Genomic DNA, 19,035 nt, shown 5'->3' with positions numbered 1-19,035 from the left:
CAACCACAGGCATGGCTACCACACCACGGAACACCGAAGATCTGGTGAGAAGCTACTACAGCACCGTGGATGCCGGGGACCCGGAGGCCACCGCGGCCCTGTTTGCCACGGATGCGACCTATCACCGGCCCGGCTATGATCCGTTGGTGGGCCCGGCTATCGCCGAGTTTTACCGCACCGAACGGGTCATTGAGTCTGGGGAGCACACCGTCACCGAGGTGCTGGTGGACGGACTCCGCGCCAGTTCTCGCGGGGTGTTCAACGGTGTGCTCAAAGACGGTCGTGCCGCTGAAGAAGGCTTCGCTGATTTCTGGGAGTTCAACGAGGACGGCACCATCGCCAACCGCACGTCATATTTTTACCGGGCTGCGGTTTAGCTGACGTGAAGCAGGACCTTCCCGCGGGAACCGCGCTGGTTGTGTTCCATCGCCTCGGCGGCTTGTTCCAGCGGGTAGGTGGTGTCGATGTCGACGGTGAGGCGCTGCTGGTCGACCTTCTCCAACAGCTCACGGAGGCGAGCACCGTCGGGACGGACCCATACCCAGTGGCCTCCCGCTTCTTCCACGGATGGGTCGGCGGTGGAAGCGTGCCGGCCACCCTCGGTCAGGACCGCGAGCGTTTCGTCGCGCACGCCACCGACGAAGTCCAGCACGGCAGTGACTCCCTCGGGGGCGAGTTCTTTGACGCGGTCCTCGAGACCGTCACCGTAAGCGACCGGTTGTACGCCGAGCTCGCGGAGACGTTCATGGTTGGCCGCCGAGGCAGTGCCGATCACCGAGGCGCCACGCTCCACGGCCAGCTGAGCGGCCAGGTGGCCCGCGCCACCAGAGGCAGCGTGGATCAGCACGGTATCGTCGCCGGAGACCGCAATGGTGTCGAGGCTACGCAGGGCGGTCAGTCCGGCTAGAGGAAGGCCGGCGGCAGTGTCGAGATCCACCCCGTCGGGGATGGGCGCCACAGAGGTTGCCGGCAGGGCCACATAGTCGGCGTAGGTGCCACCCTGGATAAAGTCTTTGCGACCGTAGGCAGCCACGCGATCGCCCGGTTTGAATTCGGGGGTATCGGGGCCGACTGTTTCGACCACACCGGCGACGTCCCAGCCTGGGGTCACCGGGAAGAAGGTGTCTATCATGGCATCCAGACCGCCACTCATCACCTTCCAGTCCACCGGGTTGACCGCTGCGCGCTGAACCCGAATTAGCACGGCACCGGGCGCGACTTTGGGGGTCGGTACATCGTGAAGTTCAAGGGTATGAGGTTCGCCGTATTTGAAGTAAGTCATTGCACGCATACTTCGCGTAACAGCCGACCTCGTTGGCATATTCCTGCCTGTCGGATGGTGGCGCGCCACACGTCGGGAAACGCCCCTGGTGCGAAGCGTTTCTCGTGCGTTCCTAGTACAGGGCACCGCCGATCAGGGGTTCATCGGGTTCCGGGCGTAAGGATTCGTCGATCAGGATCTGTAGTGCTACCACGGCTTGGTCGATGGTGGCGGGAACGGTTGGGTCAGGAAGATAGGGCACGTGGACGAATCCGGCTGGAACCGGGGCGGGCCACTGCGTGACGGCTGAGAGTAAGGAGTAGAGCACCTCATTGCACACGAAGCTGCCAGCGCTCAGAGACAATTGGACCGGCAGATCGATGGCACGCATGCGAGAATGAGCGGCTTTCAACCGCAATGTGGAGAACACGGCGGCGGGCCCGTGGGGATCGATGGGCTGATCCACCGGTTGGAAGCCGGCGTTATCCGGGATGCGGGCATCGCGCAGGTTGAGTCCCACCCGCTCCAGGCGGATCGTTTCGGTGCCGGCTGCTAGGCCGACGGCGATGATCAGATCTGGTCGGATCGAGTCGACCTGGTCGAGCAACTGGCGGGCGGCAGTGCCGAACTCTACCGGAAGGCAAACGGCGTGGACCTCCGGGCTGATGTCGGCCTGTGACACTTTGTGGGCTACCTCCCACGACGGGTTATCGGTCATGGTGTCAAAGGGCTCGAATCCGGAAACTAACACTCGGGTCATGGTGTTAGCTCACCTCGGTGCGGTGGGCGTGCCGGGTCCAGGCTGACTGGCTCTGCTGGCCGTGCTCAGTCTGTTGGTCCCGGGTGTAGATGATGCGGTGGTGGTGCCGATCCGGGGAGCCCTGCCAAAACTCGACCCGGTCTGGTTGCAACCACCACAGCGTCCAATCGGCGGAATCCACACTGGCCTGGGCCTGTGGTGCGCGGGAGCTGAGGTCCTGCAGACTTTCGGCCCGGGCGGCCTCGACCACCTCGCCACGGATCCGGACGGCCCTGACCTGGGCGGGCCACCAAAACGTCATCGCCGCCGCGCTACGGTCAGTCAGCTGGGAACCCTTGCGACTACTTTTCGTGCTAGAGAAGGCCCATCCGCGCTCGTCGACGTCTTTGACCACCAACGGGCGGGCGTCGGGGACACCGTCGACGTCGACGGTGGATAAATTCACCACGTGCGGTTCGGGGACCTCGGCGTCGACAGCTGCGCGAAGCCACTGCAAAAATGCGGTGACTGGGTCATCGGGAAAGGCCTCCGGGTCAATGTCGGGGGCAACGCCGGTCATGGCCGGGATGGATTTGAGGAAACCACGGACAGCATCGGTCATAGCGTCCAGCCTAGTGTGTCGGTGCAATGTCGGTGCTGGCGCCCCAGGTCCTTGGCCATTCTGCTGTGGCCTCGAGGAGACCACGGAGTACGGTAGCTTGCACCAAGGCATTGACGGCCCACGGGTCAACTGACCGAGGAGGAGATCTCGTGCCACGGCCCGGAAGATACGTCAGTCGGCATGGATGGTGATGATCGTGGCCACTGTCCAGACCGCTGAGAAACCGATATTGCCTGGGCGAAGGTGCTACTGATGTGGTGCAGGTATGACAAGTCTGGCCAGCTGGTCGACAGTATGGTCTAGTTGCGCAGCGGTGGTCTGCGCGCCGAACGTGAAACGCACCGCGGTCTGAGCAAGATCAGCTCCATACCCCATGGCGATCAGTGCGGGGCTGGGTTCCGGGCTACCTGCAGCGCAGGCTGATCCCGCGGAACACATGATGCCGTAGCGTTGCAGGTCCAGTAACACCGACTCCCCGCTCCGGCCGGCAAATACGAAGGAGGCATGCCCGGGTAACCTGCAGTGCCGATGGCCAGTGAGTTGGGCCCCCGGAATTTCGGCCTCGACCCGGTGGATGAAGGCATCACGGAGGTCGGTCAGGTCCGCAGACTCGTTCTGGGCCAATTCCAGGCCGGTGACCATTCCCACGGCTGCAGCGAGGTTCTCGGTCCCCGAGCGCAGACCGCGTTGCTGACCGCCACCGTGGATCAGCGGATCGCAGGGGGTCCGGCGACGCAGATACAGTGCCCCGATCCCCTTCGGGGTGCCGAGTTTATGACCTGCCAAGCTCATCGCCTGAACCCCGAGATCATCCACCTGCAGTGGAAGATCTCCGGCGGCTTGAACGGCGTCGGTGTGGAAGGGAACCCCGTATTTTTCAGCCACGGCTGCCAGGGCGGGAATGTCTTGGACGGTGCCGACTTCATGATTGGCGTATTGGATGCTGACCAGCGTGGTGTTTTCCCGCAGGGCATCCTCCAGGGCCGCGGGGGGCACCTGACCGGTGGCATCTACCGGGAGTAGCTCGAGCTGATAACCGAACCGTTGCAACCAGATAGCGGATTCCAGCACGGCGGGGTGTTCGATGGCCGAGACCAGCAGGTGGCGGCCCCGAGGCGCAGCCAGGGAGATTCCTTTAACCGCGGTGTTATCGGATTCGGTCCCCCCGGAGGTGAAGATGATCTCGGAGGGTCGGGCACCTAGGTGGTTGGCGAGGCGCTGTCGGGCCGCTTCCAGCACACCCCGGGCCTCTTCGGCGGGTTCGTGTTGGGCCGCGGGATTAGCAAAGGCGCCGGTCAGATAAGGCCACATCGACCGCAAGACCTCTGGTCGGGGTGGGGCGCTAGCTGCGTAGTCCAGGTAAATACTCACGAAAAGTCCAGTCCGAGGTCCAGGGCACGAATGTGGTGGGTCAAGGCTCCGACGCTGATCAGGTCCACCCCGGTGGCGGCAATGTCTCCCACCGTTTCGAGTCGTACCCCGCCGGATGCTTCCACCAGGGCCTGTCCAGCGATGAGTTCCACACCGCGACGCAGATCCTGTAGCGAGAAATTATCCAGCATGATGGTATCCGCCCCGCCGTGCAGGGCGGAGGGGATCTGGTCGAGGCGGTCGACTTCCACTTCCAGGTGCACGGTGTGTGGCACTTGGGCTTTGGCGTCTCGGATCGCGCTGGCCAGATCCCGGCCCCCTGTGGCAACCACAGCCAGGTGGTTATCCTTGGCAAGTACCGCATCGGAGAGGCTGAAGCGGTGATTATGGCCTCCTCCGCACCGCACCGCATGGCGTTCCAAGGCGCGCAAGCCGGGAGTGGTTTTACGGGTGTCGACAATGCGGGCTCGGGTTCCGGCCACAGCAGCGACGTAGGCGGCGGTGGTGGTCGCAATGCCACACATCCGTTGCACCAGGTTCAGTCCGATGCGCTCGCAGGTCAGAATGGGCCGGGCCGGCCCTGAGATCCCGGCCAGCACCTGGCCCTGGTCAAATTCGGCGCCCTCGTCGATCGTGAGATCCACGGTCACCTCGGAGTTCAGCGCGGTCAGAGCCCGGACGAAGACCTCCCCGCCACTGAAGACCCCGGGCTCACGGGCGACCAGCTCGGCGGTGATCTGTGCTGTGGCAGGGACGAAGGCCTGGGTGGTGAGGTCTCCGAAGGGTACATCCTCCTCCAGCGCGATATGGATCACCCGGTCAATCTGTGAGGGGTTCATGTCTGTCACCTCACCTCGGCTTAGCGGCTAGCATCCGGTCCAAGGCGACCTTGGCCGGGGCGGCGATCTGTTCGGGCACGCTGATCTGATTGCTGACCCTGCCGGCCACCAGGTCGTCGAGCACCCAGGCCAGATAGCCAGGATGGATGCGGTACATCGTCGAGCAGGGGCAGATCACTGGGTCGAGGCAAAAAATGGTGCGGTCGGGGTATTGAGCGGCCAGTCGGTTGACCATATTGATCTCAGTGCCCACTGCGATGACGTCGCCGGGCTGGCTGGCGGCAACGAATTTCTGGATGGCATCGGTGGAGCCGGACGCGTCGGCGGCATCAACCACCGGCATGGGGCATTCAGGGTGAACAATGACCTTCACCCCGGGGTATTCCTCGCGTGCTTGGTCGATCTGGTCGACGGTGAAACGCCGATGGACCGAGCAGAAGCCATGCCAGAGCAACACGGTGGCGTGTGCGAGGTCTTCTGCCGTGTTGCCACCCAGCGGTTGGCGGGGATTCCACATCGGCATCTGCTCCAGCGGAATGCCCATCGCTTTGGCAGTATTGCGACCCAGGTGTTGATCGGGGAAGAACAATACCCGGTGGGCGCGTTCGAAGGCCCACTCCAACACGGTGGCGGCGTTGGAAGAAGTGCACACGATGCCTCCGTGCCGGCCACAGAAGGCTTTCAGGGCCGCTGAGGAGTTCATGTAGGTCACCGGGATGACCGGCAGTTTTCCGTTGGCATCGGGTTTGGGGTTCTCCGGGTCGAAACCATAGACCGCGGCGATGTCCTCCCAGGCGGTTTCTACCGAGTCCTCATCGGCCATATCGGCCATGGAACACCCGGCAGCGAGATTGGGCAGGATCACTTTCTGTTCGGCGGTGGAGAGAATGTCTGCGGTTTCGGCCATAAAGTGAACTCCGCAGAAGACGATGGCTTCGGCCTGTGGGCGAGTGAGGGCGGCGTTGGCCAGTTGGAAGGAGTCTCCGACAAAGTCGGCGTGCTGGACGACCTCATCGCGTTGATAAAAGTGGCCGAGGATGACCAGCTTGTCTCCCAGGGTGGCCTTGGCCTGTCGAATCCGGCGGTGGAGTTCCTCGTCGTTCATTGACCGGTACGCCTCGGGGAGCTGGCCGGGCCGGGCGATGGCATTCGTCGGGGCGAAACCCGGCACGCTGTCGTCTTGGGAGGAACCGGGCCCATAGCCGGGGATGGCGTCGAAGGCCCAGGGGTCATCTGCCAGGGAATCGTGACAGGTTTGGGCCGGTGCTAGGTTGATTCGCTGATGAATGGACAGTGTGGTCATTGATCGGTCTCCTGAATGGTGAGTATGTAGCGGGAACGTTCCGGCGCGGAACGATAAAGTTTGGGGGGCCGGTGGGCGGTTCCGGTTTGGCGGCGTCCGGTGTCTTCCACGGTGCCCTGGGCCAGAATCTGGCGTCGAAAATTAGAGGGGTCCAGTGCCCGGTCGAGGATGGCCTCGTACACCCGACGCAAGTGGGCCAGTGGGAATTCCTCGGGGAGAAACGCGTGAGCGATCGGCGAGTAGGTGACCTTAGCGCGCAACCGATGTAAGGCATAGTCGAGAATGACGCCGTGGTCGAAGGCCAGGTGCTCGGCGTTGTCGGCAACCTCGTCGACGGGGAACCACTCCACATTGTCACCATCAATAGAGGCGGCGTCCTCATCCTGGCCGACCAAGGCCCAGTAGACAATGGAGACGACGCGGGCGTGGCTGAGAGCATCAGCGCTGTGGGAGCGGTCCACATCACCGAACGCGTAGAGCTGTTCGAGGTGGCGCGGGCTCAGTCCGGTGGTGCGTTGCAGGGTCATCTGGGCCGATTCCACGAGGCTCTTCTCGGGGGCTAGGGGCCCGCCAGGGAGCGCCCAGCGACCCTGATAGGGTTCGCGGATGCGCCGGACCAGAGGCAGCCAGAGGGTCAGTTCCCCGGTGTCAGGATGCGGACGCAACGTGAAGACCACGGTAGAGACAGCCAATTCAAGACGGTCCGACATGGTGACTTACCCCCTCTGGTTAGGTGAGTGACACCATACACGCGCCCATAAGGTCAGTTCAACCTGAAGTCGATGTGGGTTAAGAAATGGGTTAAACCACGACGGCGACCCGTCCTGTCATCTCAGGACGAGCCGCCGTCGTGGTTCGTTTTTCGTCAGTTCCCTCAGCGGGCAACTTCAGCGTGCACTGTCAGCGCAAGGAGGCGTAAGGAGCCTGCGCGGATCAAGCCTGACTACCGGCCGGGGTGAAGTCCCGGGAGCCCAGGAAGTCCGGGCGCAGGTGCGGTGCCGCATAGGGCGGGTCCACCGGGGTGTTCTCCACAGAGTTGTAGACGATGAACACGTTGGACCGGGAGTAGGGAGTGACGTTGCCGTTGGAGGCGTGCATGCAGTTGGAGTCGAACATAATCGCTCCACCAGCGGGGCCTTCCAGCACGTCAATGCCGAATCGATCGGCGAAATCGGTCAGAATCTGTGGGTCGGGAACGCCGGCACCCTGCATCACCAGGGACTGCTTGTAGTTATCGTCCGGGGTCTGGCCCTGGCAGACGATGTAGTGCTGGTGGGAGCCCGGCATGATCATTAGCGGACCGTTGAAGGAATAGTTATCGGTCAGCGAGATCGAGATCGACACAGCCCGGGGTCCGGGCATGCCGTCCTCGGCGTGCCAGGTTTCGAAATCCGAGTGCCAGGTGAAGTCCTTACCCACAAACCCGGGCTTGTAATTGATCCGGGATTGGTGGATGTAGACATCGGATCCGAGAATTTGCCGGGCGCGGTCGACCAGGCGGGGATCATTGGCGATCTTCTTGAAGACCTCGTTGCTACGGTGAATATCGAAAATGGAACGGACCTCATTGGACTTAGCTTCCACCACAGTCCGTTCGTCCTGCTTCACCTCGGGGTCCTCGGCGAGTCGCTTCAACTCATCCTTGAACTGCTGGAGTTCTTCGGGGGTGATGAGCTGATCGATGGTGAGGTAGCCCTTCTCGTCGAAGCTCTGCAGGGTCTGCTCGTCGAGCGGGCCTTGTTCTGCGGTGCCCTGGACAACGCGGTCTGGGCGAGGAATGACCCGGGGTTCTTCGCCGGTGCGGGTCGGATAGAAATCAGTAGTGGTGTCAGCCTTGTCAATGGTGGTCATGTACTCTCCTTCCTACATGTTGATCCATGGTCGTCCGGAGTTCAGTTATGTTGCCATGATGGCCACAGTGTGGCAGGCGCCTGATAGTGCCACTACTCGTGGACCCTAGCAGGGATAGCCAGAACTGCAACCGTTGGGGCGCGGCTGAAGCTCCCGGTGAGTCTGCGCGGTGAGCCGGGAAAGGGCAGTGGCCCCTGGGGTCTTCACAGGTTCCGGCTTCTCTGGTTGACTCGGCGCTATGGCAGATTCATTCAGCACCGGACACTTTGTTCGGATCACCGGTACAGTCCAGGGCGTCAACTTTCGCAACTCCGCCAAACAACAGGCCGATCAACTGGGCTTGGTGGGCTGGGTGGCCAATACCGAGGACGGTGCGGTGGAACTTGTCGTCGGTGGCTCGGGTCCGGAGGTGGATTCTTTGCTGGCCTGGTGCCACACCGGGCCCGAGCGGGCCGAGGTCACCGAGGTGCAGGATCGAGAAGCCAGCAACCGGGAGCTGGCTGAGCTACCGGAGTCAGGATTCCACGTGCGGCGTTAGTCCCAGCTCTTTCGGGAGCGAGGTGCCCTCACCGAGAAGGTGCTTGGCCAGGAAGTTGAAAACCACTTCGTACCAGATCTTGGCGTGCTGGGGTTGGAGAATCCAGTGATTCTCATCCGGGAAGTAGAGGAATCGGTGGGCGGTGGTGCCATCGGCATCCATCGGCAGGCCCGATTTCTCCAGCAACTCGTACCAGAGGCGTAGTCCTTCGCCGATGGGGACTCGGTAATCCCGATCGCCGTGGATGACCAGCATCGGGGTGACAATGTTCTCCACATAGGCGTGCGGGGAGTGTGTGGCCTCCATTTCCGCATTGAGTTGCCGGCGCCAGAACGGGGACATATCCGTGGTGGGGCCGAACTGGTCCAGCGCCCAGAGGCTGGCGTGGGTGACGATGGCGTTGAACCGATCGGTGTGGCCGGCCACCCAGTTGGCCATATATCCCCCGAAAGAACCGCCCATGGCCGCGGTGCGGGACTCGTTGATATCGTCGCGCTCTACGGTGGCATCGGTGATGCTCATCAGGTCGGTGTAGGGCTTATCTCCCCAGGAGTTCCAGCCCCGCTGGATGAACTCCTGCCCGTAGCCGGTCGACAGGGCCGGATCCGGCAACAGCACCGCGTAACCTCGTGCCACAGCCAACCAGGGGTTCCACCGCCAGGTCCAGGCGTTCCAGGAGCTCAACGGGCCACCGTGAATCCACAGCAGTAACGGAGCAGGCGCATCCGGGTTGGCCTCCTGTGGCAGGGCCAGCCACCCGCGGATCCGTACACCGTCTTCGGCAGTCGTCTCGACCTCCTCGAGTCGCCCGGGTAGTTCGGGACGTGGAGTGGGGTTGAGCAGTCTGGTGGTTTCTCCGGTACTCACATCGATCCGCACCACCTCGGGCGGGAAAGCGTAGCTGGAGCGAACGCCGTAGGCGAGGTTGCCCTCAGGGGCGGCCAGGGCTTCGCTGTAGGTGGCATCATCGTGGGTGATCTGTACGGTCTGGGCCTGTACGGTGTCTCCGGCATGGTCGAGATCCACACGGAAGACGGGGCCACGGCCGTTGTGGTCGGCTAGGGCGAGGAAACCGCTGCCGTCGGGAAGCCAGCTGGTCGCCGTCAGCCAGAGATCGGTGTCGTCGGTCAGGGCAGTTAATTCACCGGTGCTGATCTCCAAGAGATGCAAGACCGGGCGCATGGCACGCTCGGGAGTAGGACGATTGGCCACACTGACCACGGCGTGGCGTCCGTCAGGGCTGATGACGCCGGGAGTGTAGTTGTGATCGGGGTCGTCAAGAAGAATCTGCCATTCACCGGTGGCGAGATCGACATAACCGATGGTGACACGGGTGTCGGCGCGAGCCTCCAAGATGCGCAGACCGAAGAGAGCGAAAGAACCGTCGGGACTGAGGTGGATATCCTCGGCCACCAATCGGGCATCGAGCCCCTCCAGGAGGTTGGTCAGCTTCTTCCGGGCCGGTTCAGCTTGGCTCGTATCAGCATCAGAATCAGCTTCAGCACCGTCGTCGGCGTCGAGGCGAAAGAGACTCGGTGCGGCGGGACCGAGATCGTGGTCCCAGTAACGGACCGGATAGGAGTCGTGCAGAATGGCTTGCACGGAGCCGTCCTTGCGGGCCTGGTGTAGCTTGCGGTGGGTGGTTTCATCGGTGGCTCCTGACAGAAGGGGAGCGGTGACGGCAATGACATCGGCCTGATCTGCCGCAAGTATGGTACTAACGCCACCCGGGCGACGGTTGACCACGTGGGCTTCGCCACCGGTTGCCGGCAGGCGCCACAGCGCGGTGGTCTCGTCTGGATCCGTATCGTGGGCGTCGGGGCGGGCGGAGGTGAAGTACAGATCCCCCGAGGCCGCGAATACAGGGTTGGTTTCACCCTGAGGGCTGTGGGTTATCCGCCGTGCCGGCTGTTCACCACGTGGATCGACCTCCCAGAGGGACTCCACATAACCATTCTTCTTATGGTTGAGTGTTTGAACAGTGGTCACCAGCCGGGTGCCCGCGGGATTCAGGCTCAGCCCGGCTATCCGCGGTTGAGCGACGTAATGGTCGAGGTCGGAGAACGTGGAATCAGTCATGCTGGGCTCGTTTCTCATCTTATGGTGTGCTGAGGCATCTGAGGTAGTCGGAGTTTCGACCCCGATCTGTGACTCACGTTACAGGATAGTGACGGATGATGCCGAGTCGGATGAACGTTCATGCAACCTCTGCTCAAAATCTCTGCTCACATTTGCGAACGGACGGAGCGCTTTCTCGGATGGCGACAGGACAGCTCGGGGTGTGAGGCGTCGGAGGCCTGCGGTTGCGAATGAATCTGAGTAGGGTTCGCACCTTTTGTCTTCTGGCGGGTCCAGGCTTAGTCTGGGGCTATGGGATTCGGGCACGCGCACGGACATGCTGGCGAAGATGTCGCCAGAGCTTCCTATCGAGGCAGGCTCGTGCTGGCCTGTGTCATTACCCTGAGCATTGTCGCAGCCCAAGCCCTCGGGGCGTGGGTCACCGGCTCACTAGCGCTACTAACCGATGCGCTGCATTCGTTGATTGATAGTATTGGTCTGCTGGTGGCCGTGATCGCCGCTGGGCTGATGTTCAAAGCCGCGACCACACAACGGACCTGGGGATACCGTCGGGTCGAGATCCTGGCCGGCCTCGTGCAAGCCGCGTTACTGCTGGCTATCGGGATTTATGCCGTCATCGAGGGCATTCAGCGCCTCAGCACTCCGCACCAGGTGCTTCACGTGGAGTTGCTCGTCTTCGGCGCCATTGGGCTGATCGGTAACCTGCTCTCGCTGTGGGTGCTGTCCTCGGGTCGACGGGCAAATTTCAACCTCCGGGCAGCATTCCTGGAAGTCCTGGCAGATGCTTTGGGGTCCATCGGTGTCATGGTGGCAGCTGCAGTGATCTGGGTGACCGGGTGGCAACAGGCTGATGCCGTGGCGGCCCTGGTCATTGCAGCGGTGATCATCCCGCGCGCACTTCTGCTTCTTCGGGAAACTGGCCGGATCCTTCTGGAATTTGCTCCGCGCGGATTAGACCTCGAAGAAGTCCGGGCTCACCTGTTAAACGTTGAACACGTCAAGGAGGTCCATGACCTCCACGCCTCCACGGTCGCTACCGGGCTACCTGTCCTGTCCGCCCATGTCGTGGTCGACGAAGCCTGCTTCATCAACGGGTGCGCCCCTGAGAAGCTAGCAGAACTGCGGGCCTGTGTGGCTGAGCATTTCGATGTTCCGGTGGAACATTCCACCTTCCAACTCGAAACGGCCAGCCAAGCCCGCACTGAACAGCAGGGCCACTGAGTACCCGCGCTGAGATCCCACGGCCCGATGGTCTCGGTGGGCGTGATGTAGAAGGCAGGCCAGTATGAGGTACGTAACATAATGTCATATTTCGCATTCTGAAACGTTTCCTGAAAGATTCAGGTGGCATTCACCGACCATCCACGTCGCACTGTGCGGTACCTCCAATAACCCGCGAACCTTCAATGGGGCTGTCATTATTCTGAGACTTTCCTGGACGCCGAAACCCTTGTGATTCCGGGCTTCCGTTGTGACTAATACCATAAAATACCGGGTTGAACGGGGTATTTTTGGGATCCGTGAGGCTGGCGGGCCGGTTTCATCCGCACAGGTCAGGTGTGGATGACGCTCAGTGAATCGAATCGTCACGATTCGATTAAAGGCTCACAGGAGATTCACAGGAAGTTGCACATTTGTCGTAGCCTAGGGGTACCTGAAATCGATGTGAGATACACCACCTTATGTCGGTTGTTCGCACCTATAACTGAGGAGCAATATGAAAGTGCGCAAACTCTCCGCCGCCGTGGCCGTTCTGGCCTCCGGTGCACTGGTTCTATCAGCATGCGCCCCCGGTGACGACACCGAAAACGGAAATGGTAATGGTGGCACCAACGGTGATGCCGACCCCGGCATTGCTGAAGGCCAAGTGTTCACCGTTGAGCCCGAAGACGGGGGTCTGGCCGATCTCGGCGCCGACTTCGAAACCGCAAACGACGAAATCCGTGTGTCATTGGGTCCGCAACCGTTTAACAGCTATAACGGTCAAACACCCAGTAACTACAACGTCTACAACTCCACGATTGTCGATCGGCTCTTCTCCGGTTTCTCCTACGTCGGAACCGACCTCGAGATCTACCAGAACGAGGAGTTCGGGTCCTATGAAGTGATCAATGAAGATCCCTTCACGGTCGAGTACACCATCAATGACGAAGTTCAATGGTCTGACGGCACCCCGGTGACAGTGGCCGATTACGTGCTCGACTGGGCTCACCAGCGCTACCTGGGTGAAGGCCAGTTCGATGGTCTGTCCCCCAACCTTGGTACCTACGTCCCCGACGGACCTCAGGCTGAGTCCTACGACTCCAAGACCTTCACCGTGGAGTATCCCGACGGTCCCTATGCTGACTGGGAACTGATGATCGGGGCTGCCCATCCCTCCCATGTTGTCGCTGAGGAGACCGGCATCTCGCAGGAAGAACTGGTCACGGCCATTCTTGAAGGTGACGAAGATCTGATCGAGGACATTGCGGAGACGTGGAATACCATCTGGGATACCGACCCCGGAACCCTGCCTGATGCCGAGCTTATTCCCTCCTCTGGTCCTTACATTTTGTCGGACTGGCAGGATGGAGAGTACGTCACCCTGGAAGCTAATGAGGACTACTGGGGTACCCCGCCGGGCGTTTCCACCTTGATCTTCCAGTTCGTCGACAATGCCGCCCACGTTCAGGCACTCCAAAATGGCGACCTTCACGCCATCGTGCCCACCGAGACCGTCGACACTCGTAATGAGTTGGAGAACCTCGTCGAGCAGGGCGAACACGCCATGCACATCGGCGATAAGGCCACCTGGGAGCACCTGGACATCCAATATGGTGAAGGCAGCCCCTTCGCCGAAACCCCGGAGCTAGCCGAGGCCTTCGCGCTGTGTGTCCCCCGCGATCAGATCTTGGAGAACCTGATCCATCCGGTGAACCCGGACGCTGAGTTGCTCAACGCCCGCGAGGTGCTGAACTTCCAGCCCGACTACGACGAGATTGTTGCCGAAACCTACGATGGACGTTACGACACCGCCGATGTTGAGGCAGCAGCTGAGATCATTCAAGAACACGACGCAGAGGGTACCGAGATCCTCATCGGGCACAACGCTCAAGAGCGTCGCCACGACACGGTCGAGTTAATCCAGGCTTCCTGCAATGAGGCTGGCTTCGAGATTGTCGATGGCGGAGACGTCGACATCGATATCGCCGCCGGTGAATGGGATGTCGCCCTGTTTGCCTGGTCTGGTTCCGGTCAGATTGCATCCGGTCTGAACATCTACGGCTGGGACCGTGAGAACGACGAGCCGCGCCCGCAGAACTGGAACAACTACAACAACGATGTCGTCTCCGATGCCTTCGAGGCCATCGCCACCAGCGATGACGAAGACGAAATCCAGGAGCAAATCATCACACTCGAACAGGGACTGTGGGAGGACCTGCACGGAATCCCGCTGTATGTCCACCCAGGTATTACCGCCTGGGACTCCTCCATTGCCAACGTTCGTCCGACCCCGGCTCAAAGCCAGCTGGTCTGGAACATCGAGCAGTGGCAGCGGGTCTCCGAGTAATCACCGTGGAGTTCTGAGGCACCCCTGATGGGAAACCCTTCCCCAGACGGCGGGGTCCCGGCTGATGTAGCGTCGGTCGGGCCCCGCCGTCGTGTCCAGGGGTCGATACGGAAGGCGACCGTGTAGACCGTGCTGAAATACATCCTCAAGCGCCTGGGCAGTACTGTGCTCATTCTTTTTGGCGCGACCTTATTGTCCTTTGTCATCCTGATCAACACCGGTGACCCCTTAGCGGATCTGCGCGAAATTCAGAGTGACAATGTCGAATTCCTCATGCAGGAACGCATTGAGCGGATGGGCTTAGACCAGCCCTGGTACGTCCGGTACTGGGATTGGCTGTCCGGAGTCCTCGGGTGCTTTGCCGGAAGTTGCGACTTCGGCACCACCATCACCGGCGCCCAGGTCACCCCCGTGATTGCGGCTGCAGCCGAGCAGTCACTGCGATTGGTCTTCGTGGCTACCGTGGCAGCGATCCTCATCGGTGTCATGACCGGTATCGTCACCGCCATGCGCCAGTACTCGCTCCTGGACTACTTGGTGACGTTCTTCATTTTCCTGTTCTGGTCGCTCCCGATCTTCTGGGCGGCAGTGTTGGCCAAAGAATGGCTGGCCATCCGGTTCAACGACTGGATGCTGGACCCCCATTTCACCTGGCCCAATATTCTGATCTTGGCCACCATCCTTGCCATCGTCGTGCCGATGGTCCTGGGCGGTAGTCTTGCGCGTCGGCTGATCACCGGGGGCATGATGTTCGCCTTCGTCTGCGCGGTCTTGCCCTGGATGAACGCCGTGAACTTCATGACCCACCCCCGGCTGGGCCCGGTCATCATCCTCATCGGTTCCCTGGTGTTGGCAGCGGGCTTCACCGCGCTCTTTGCCGGTCTGCGACACCGGAGGGTTCTCTACTCTGGGCTTACCGTCGTTGCCTTGGGAATGATTGCCTACTACGCAACCTGGAACCTCTTGGAAGAACCGCCGGGAGGCTGGTTCTTCCTGGGTGCCATGTTTGTCCTGACTATCGCCATCTGTGTGGTTGTCGGTCGCAGTCTCGGCGGATACGCGAAAGGGCCAGCCACTGCGGTCTCGGTGCTGACCGGTGCGCTGATGTCGGGCATGATCTTACTGGACCACTTCATGTACCACTGGCCCGGTCTTCTCTCGGCTAAGCCCAGGCCGGTCAGCACCATTGGCTCGCACACCCCGACCCTAGACGAGAACTTCTGGGTCACCGCCTTAGACCAGCTGACCCAGCTTTGGTTGCCCTCGGTCCTAATGGCCTTGCTCTCGTTGGCCACCTATACCCGCTATACCCGGAGCTCCATGCTGGAAGTCCAGAAACAGGATTTCGTGCGCACCGCACGAGCCAAGGGCGTGGCTGAGCGGACGGTGATCCTCAAACACGCCTTCCGTAACGCCATGATTCCACTGGTGACCATTGTGGCTTTTGACTTCGCGGCCTTGATCAGTGGCTCCATCGTTGTCGAGCAGGTCTTCGGCTGGAATGCGATGGGCAATGTTTTCATTACCGGTATGCAGACCAATGATCCGGCTCCGGTGATGGCCTTCATTCTGGTGACAGGTTCCGTCGCCGTGATGTTTAACCTGCTGGCGGATATTCTCTACGCCGTCCTCGACCCAAGGATCCGAGTATGAGCAACGACAAGATTTCACAACAAATGGTCGACCTCGCCGAGGTTGAGGACACCAAACTCCAACAAAAGAGCCGGCACTCTTACTCACAGGGACAACTGATTCGACGCCGGTTTTTCCGCCACAAACCGGCTGTCATCTCGTTGGTCGTGCTCGCTGCGGTGGTGATCCTGGCATTTTCCTCCATCGGGTTCGGCCCGGTGCCGGGCTGGTGGGACCAGCACTATCAGGCCACCGGCTCGATCATTGACGGCGGGCGACCGATGATGTTCCAGGACGGCAACATCTTGGGCGAGCATCCCTTCGGGCAAGAGAACGTCGGACGTGACTATTTCGCCATGGTGATGCGCGGGGCACAGCAGTCATTGATCGTGGCCTTTGTGACCGCGCTGGTCTCCAGCATCATCGGTATTGCCCTAGGGGCTATCGCCGGATACTTCCGTGGCTGGGTTGAGTCCGTCATTATGCGACTGACCGACTTCGTGATTGTGGTGCCGACCCTGGTGTTTGCCGCGATGTTGGGAAATATCGCCGGTAGTAGCGTGGTGATGCTCGGTGTCCTGCTGGGTTGTGCCACCTGGACCGGGATGTGTCGTCTGGTTCGCGCCGAGGTGCTACGAATTAGAGAAATGGAGTACGTTTCGGCGGCCATCGCTATGGGTGCCGCCCCGTCCCGGATCATTATCAAACACATGATCCCGAACAGTATTGGCGTGATCATCGTCAACGCGACCTTCGCCTTCGTGGCCGCCATCCTGCTCGAGACCACACTGTCGTACTTGGGCATGGGTGTTCAGCGCCCCGAGGTATCACTGGGTCTGCTGATCGAGCAGTACCAAAATGCTTTCACAACCCGGCCCTGGCTGTTCTGGTTCCCGGGCTTGTTCATCATCATCATCGCCCTGGCCGGCAACTTCATTGGTGATGGCCTGCGGGATGCGTTCGATCCGCGTCAGGCTCGCACCCGGGATTCCCGGCCGTCACTGGGTGGCGTGCTGGGGCTGCGTAGCATCCAGCGGGCCTTCCGTTTGAAGAACGACGTTGGGATGTCCGAGGGCATCAAAGATCCCTACAGCGAAACCACCGGCTCCGGGAGGAAAAAATGAGCCTCAAAATTATTCTGGCAACGCAACCTGATATTGAGGACATTGTTGAGGAAACAGCCGGTACCGGCGAAGAATTCTCCGTCGCCCCACTGGTGGTGCTGGGTATCGCCGTGGCCATCGTGCTCGGCTATGCCCTGGTGCGATACATCCTGAACCGGGCCCGGGGCGGGTTACCAGACGTGGACACCTCGGCGGTGGTTCAGCCCGCGGAATTCCAGACCGACACGGCGTTGCGCTTTGACGACGTCAAAGTCAGCTTTGCCACCGAGTTCGGCACGGTGGAAGCCGTCAAGGGCGTCAGTTTCGATATCAAGCCCGGAGAAGTGGTCGCCGTGGTGGGTGAATCCGGTTCGGGCAAATCGGTGACCAGCTCAACCGCTATGGGGTTGATGTCCGATAACGCCACGGTTTCCGGCAGGGTGTTCCTGGACGGTACAGAGATCACCGACCTCTCCCCGGCTAAGCTCCGGAGCCTGCGCGGGGATGAGATTTCCATGGTCTTCCAGGAGCCGATGACCGCGTTGAACCCGGTGTTGAAGGTCTCCGACCAGCTGGTCGAGGCCCTACAGGTGCACAATAAGGCCTTCGGCCGGGAGGCCCTGGCCCAGGCGGTTCGTTTGTTGCAAGAGGTGGGGATCCCCGATGCCGAGCAACGGATCCACGAATATCCGCACCAATTCTCCGGCGGCCAGCGCCAGCGCATCGTGATCGCCATAGCGATTGCGTGCAACCCCAAGGTGATCATCGCTGATGAGCCCACCACCGCACTGGACGTCACAGTTCAGGCAGACATTCTGGACCTGTTGCGCCGATTGAAGGACGAGCTGAATACCGGCATCCTGCTGATTACCCACAACGTGGGCGTGGTGGCCGATATGGCCGACCGTGTGGTGGTGATGTTCCAAGGTGAAGTGGTCGAATCTGGCCCGGCGGAGCAGATCTTGTTGGAACCCGAGCACCCCTACACCAAGCGCCTGCTCGAGGCCGTGCCCACCTTACGCGAGACAGAAATCGAGGTCAACGAGCCCGCCCCGGCTGCCGACGACGACTCCGCTCTGCCCAGTGTCGACCCCGGTGCGCAACTGTCGCTACAGGCCAAGGACCTCGCATTGGCTTATAAGAAGAAGGGCCGGTCTATCCGCGTCGTGGAGGGCGTGAATTTCGCCGTGGCACGCGGAGAGATCCTGGGACTGGTCGGTGAATCCGGGTCCGGTAAGTCCACGGCGGCCAAAGCCGTCTTGGGTCTGCTGGAAGTGGAGGAAGGCGAACTGCTCGTCCGTGGTCAAAACCTGCCCGCATTGCCTCGGGCACAGCAGAAGGCGTTACGTCGTGAAATCGGGGTGGTCTTCCAAGACCCGGCGGCTTCGCTGGATCCCCGTTTCCCGATCGGAGAGATCATCACCGAGCCCATGGTGGTTCACAACCGGGGAACATCTAAGGAGCGGATAGCGCGGGCCGAGGAGCTGCTGGATGCGGTGAAACTGCCCCGAACCGTGATCAACCGGTATCCACATGAACTCTCGGGCGGTCAACGTCAGCGTATCTCGATTGCCCGGGCGATGGCGTTGAGCCCGTCCATCCTGATTGCCGACGAGCCTACATCCGCCTTGGATGTCTCGGTGCAAGCCCGTGTGCTCGACATGTTCGTAGACCTACAGGAACAATACGATTTCGCCTGCTTGTTCGTCACTCACGATCTTGCGGTGGTAGACCAGCTGGCGGATCAAATTATGGTGATGGAAAAAGGTCGAGTCGTCGAACAGGGGCGAAAAGAGGACATCCTGCGCAATCCGCAGGAAGATTACACCAAACGTCTGCTGGCCGCTGCCCCGGTTCCGCATCCCGAAGAACAACGGATTCGTCGCGAGGCTCGCCATGAGTTGCTCGCCTCCCAAGGTCGCAGACGTGGCTGAGCGGTCGTTGGAACCGGCTAGGTCTCGGCTTTGCGCCGTCTCGAAGGTGAACACCGCCCTGTCTTAAGGCGTTCGGAACCCGCCGAGTTGATTGGCGCTGTCCGGTCGCGTTCGGTAGGTGCGACCTTAAGTTCCAGGCTTGTCACGGGTGTGCCCAGGTGTTTCAGCGGGCTACCTCCGGCGGGTGGTACCTGGACTCCACAACGACGAGCG

General features: G+C 61.0%; 16 protein-coding genes. 7 read left to right on the top strand and 9 right to left on the bottom strand.

What is annotated here, in order from left to right; genetic code table 11:
- The first annotated feature begins 11 nt into the window (after positions 1-11).
- Positions 12-377 carry a nuclear transport factor 2 family protein gene (locus DCC25_RS05165; protein WP_110100864.1) on the top strand — a complete coding sequence of 122 codons (366 nt, stop codon included), beginning with the start codon at positions 12-14 and terminating at the stop codon, positions 375-377.
- On the opposite strand, the gene DCC25_RS05160 is transcribed toward DCC25_RS05165, so the two are convergent.
- The 8 genes from DCC25_RS05160 to thpD all read right to left on the bottom strand — a co-directional run bounded on the left by DCC25_RS05160 (position 374) and on the right by thpD (position 7,986).
- On the bottom strand, positions 374-1,291 hold the full coding sequence (locus DCC25_RS05160; protein ID WP_110100863.1) for an NADP-dependent oxidoreductase: 918 nt from the start codon (positions 1,289-1,291) through the stop codon (positions 374-376). The genes DCC25_RS05165 and DCC25_RS05160 overlap by 4 nt on opposite strands.
- A 103-nt stretch (positions 1,292-1,394) precedes the next feature.
- Entirely contained in the window at positions 1,395-2,021 is a 627-nt protein-coding gene (locus DCC25_RS05155; RefSeq protein ID WP_110100862.1) for a pyroglutamyl-peptidase I, read from the bottom strand.
- A gap of 4 nt (positions 2,022-2,025) precedes the next feature.
- Complete coding sequence (locus DCC25_RS05150; RefSeq protein ID WP_110100861.1) at positions 2,026-2,622, bottom strand: pyridoxal 5'-phosphate synthase; 597 nt, start codon at positions 2,620-2,622, stop codon at positions 2,026-2,028.
- A gap of 246 nt (positions 2,623-2,868) precedes the next feature.
- On the bottom strand, positions 2,869-3,993 hold the full coding sequence (locus tag DCC25_RS05145; protein ID WP_110100860.1) for a cysteine desulfurase family protein: 1,125 nt from the start codon (positions 3,991-3,993) through the stop codon (positions 2,869-2,871).
- Entirely contained in the window at positions 3,990-4,832 is an 843-nt protein-coding gene (gene nadC, locus DCC25_RS05140) for a carboxylating nicotinate-nucleotide diphosphorylase (protein ID WP_110100859.1), read from the bottom strand. Before nadC ends, DCC25_RS05145 begins: the two co-directional genes overlap by 4 nt.
- Positions 4,833-4,842: 10 nt before the next feature.
- Positions 4,843-6,135, bottom strand: coding sequence for a quinolinate synthase NadA (gene nadA / locus DCC25_RS05135; RefSeq protein ID WP_110100858.1), 1,293 nt, complete (start codon positions 6,133-6,135; stop codon positions 4,843-4,845).
- Positions 6,132-6,845, bottom strand: coding sequence for an NUDIX domain-containing protein (locus DCC25_RS05130; RefSeq protein ID WP_110100857.1), 714 nt, complete (start codon positions 6,843-6,845; stop codon positions 6,132-6,134). The genes nadA and DCC25_RS05130 overlap by 4 nt, the downstream gene beginning before the upstream one ends.
- Positions 6,846-7,068: 223 nt before the next feature.
- Entirely contained in the window at positions 7,069-7,986 is a 918-nt protein-coding gene (gene thpD, locus DCC25_RS05125) for an ectoine hydroxylase (protein WP_110100856.1), read from the bottom strand.
- A 238-nt stretch (positions 7,987-8,224) separates the two neighbouring features.
- Between thpD and DCC25_RS05120 the strand changes: the two genes are divergently transcribed.
- Positions 8,225-8,524: an acylphosphatase gene (locus tag DCC25_RS05120; RefSeq protein ID WP_110099067.1), complete on the top strand. Its 300-nt coding sequence runs from the start codon at positions 8,225-8,227 to the stop codon at positions 8,522-8,524.
- Here the strand turns inward: DCC25_RS05120 and DCC25_RS05115 are convergent.
- Entirely contained in the window at positions 8,501-10,603 is a 2,103-nt protein-coding gene (locus DCC25_RS05115; RefSeq protein ID WP_233487910.1) for an alpha/beta fold hydrolase, read from the bottom strand. The two genes, DCC25_RS05120 and DCC25_RS05115, sit on opposite strands and share 24 nt — an antisense overlap.
- Positions 10,604-10,894: 291 nt before the next feature.
- Here DCC25_RS05115 and DCC25_RS05110 point away from each other — a divergent pair, with 291 nt between their 5' ends.
- The 5 genes from DCC25_RS05110 to DCC25_RS05090 all read left to right on the top strand — a co-directional run bounded on the left by DCC25_RS05110 (position 10,895) and on the right by DCC25_RS05090 (position 18,822).
- Positions 10,895-11,824: a cation diffusion facilitator family transporter gene (locus tag DCC25_RS05110; protein ID WP_110100854.1), complete on the top strand. Its 930-nt coding sequence runs from the start codon at positions 10,895-10,897 to the stop codon at positions 11,822-11,824.
- Positions 11,825-12,320: 496 nt separating this feature from the next.
- The gene (locus DCC25_RS05105; RefSeq protein WP_110100853.1) at positions 12,321-14,153 is read left to right on the top strand and encodes an ABC transporter substrate-binding protein; all 1,833 of its coding nucleotides are present in this window, start codon (positions 12,321-12,323) and stop codon (positions 14,151-14,153) included.
- 129 nt (positions 14,154-14,282) lie between these two features.
- Complete coding sequence (locus DCC25_RS05100) at positions 14,283-15,806, top strand: ABC transporter permease (RefSeq protein WP_110100852.1); 1,524 nt, start codon at positions 14,283-14,285, stop codon at positions 15,804-15,806.
- The gene (locus DCC25_RS05095; RefSeq protein WP_110100851.1) at positions 15,803-16,909 is read left to right on the top strand and encodes an ABC transporter permease; all 1,107 of its coding nucleotides are present in this window, start codon (positions 15,803-15,805) and stop codon (positions 16,907-16,909) included. Before DCC25_RS05100 ends, DCC25_RS05095 begins: the two co-directional genes overlap by 4 nt.
- The gene (locus tag DCC25_RS05090) at positions 16,906-18,822 is read left to right on the top strand and encodes an ABC transporter ATP-binding protein (RefSeq protein ID WP_110100850.1); all 1,917 of its coding nucleotides are present in this window, start codon (positions 16,906-16,908) and stop codon (positions 18,820-18,822) included. Before DCC25_RS05095 ends, DCC25_RS05090 begins: the two co-directional genes overlap by 4 nt.
- The last annotated feature ends 213 nt before the right edge of the window (positions 18,823-19,035 follow it).

The sequence above is a fragment of the Auritidibacter sp. NML120636 genome (assembly GCF_003185945.1).
GTDB classification, from domain to species: Bacteria; Actinomycetota; Actinomycetes; order Actinomycetales; family Micrococcaceae; genus Auritidibacter; species Auritidibacter ignavus.
The sequence above is the reverse complement of the archived record's forward strand: the minus strand, read 5'-3'. Positions and strand labels throughout refer to the sequence as shown.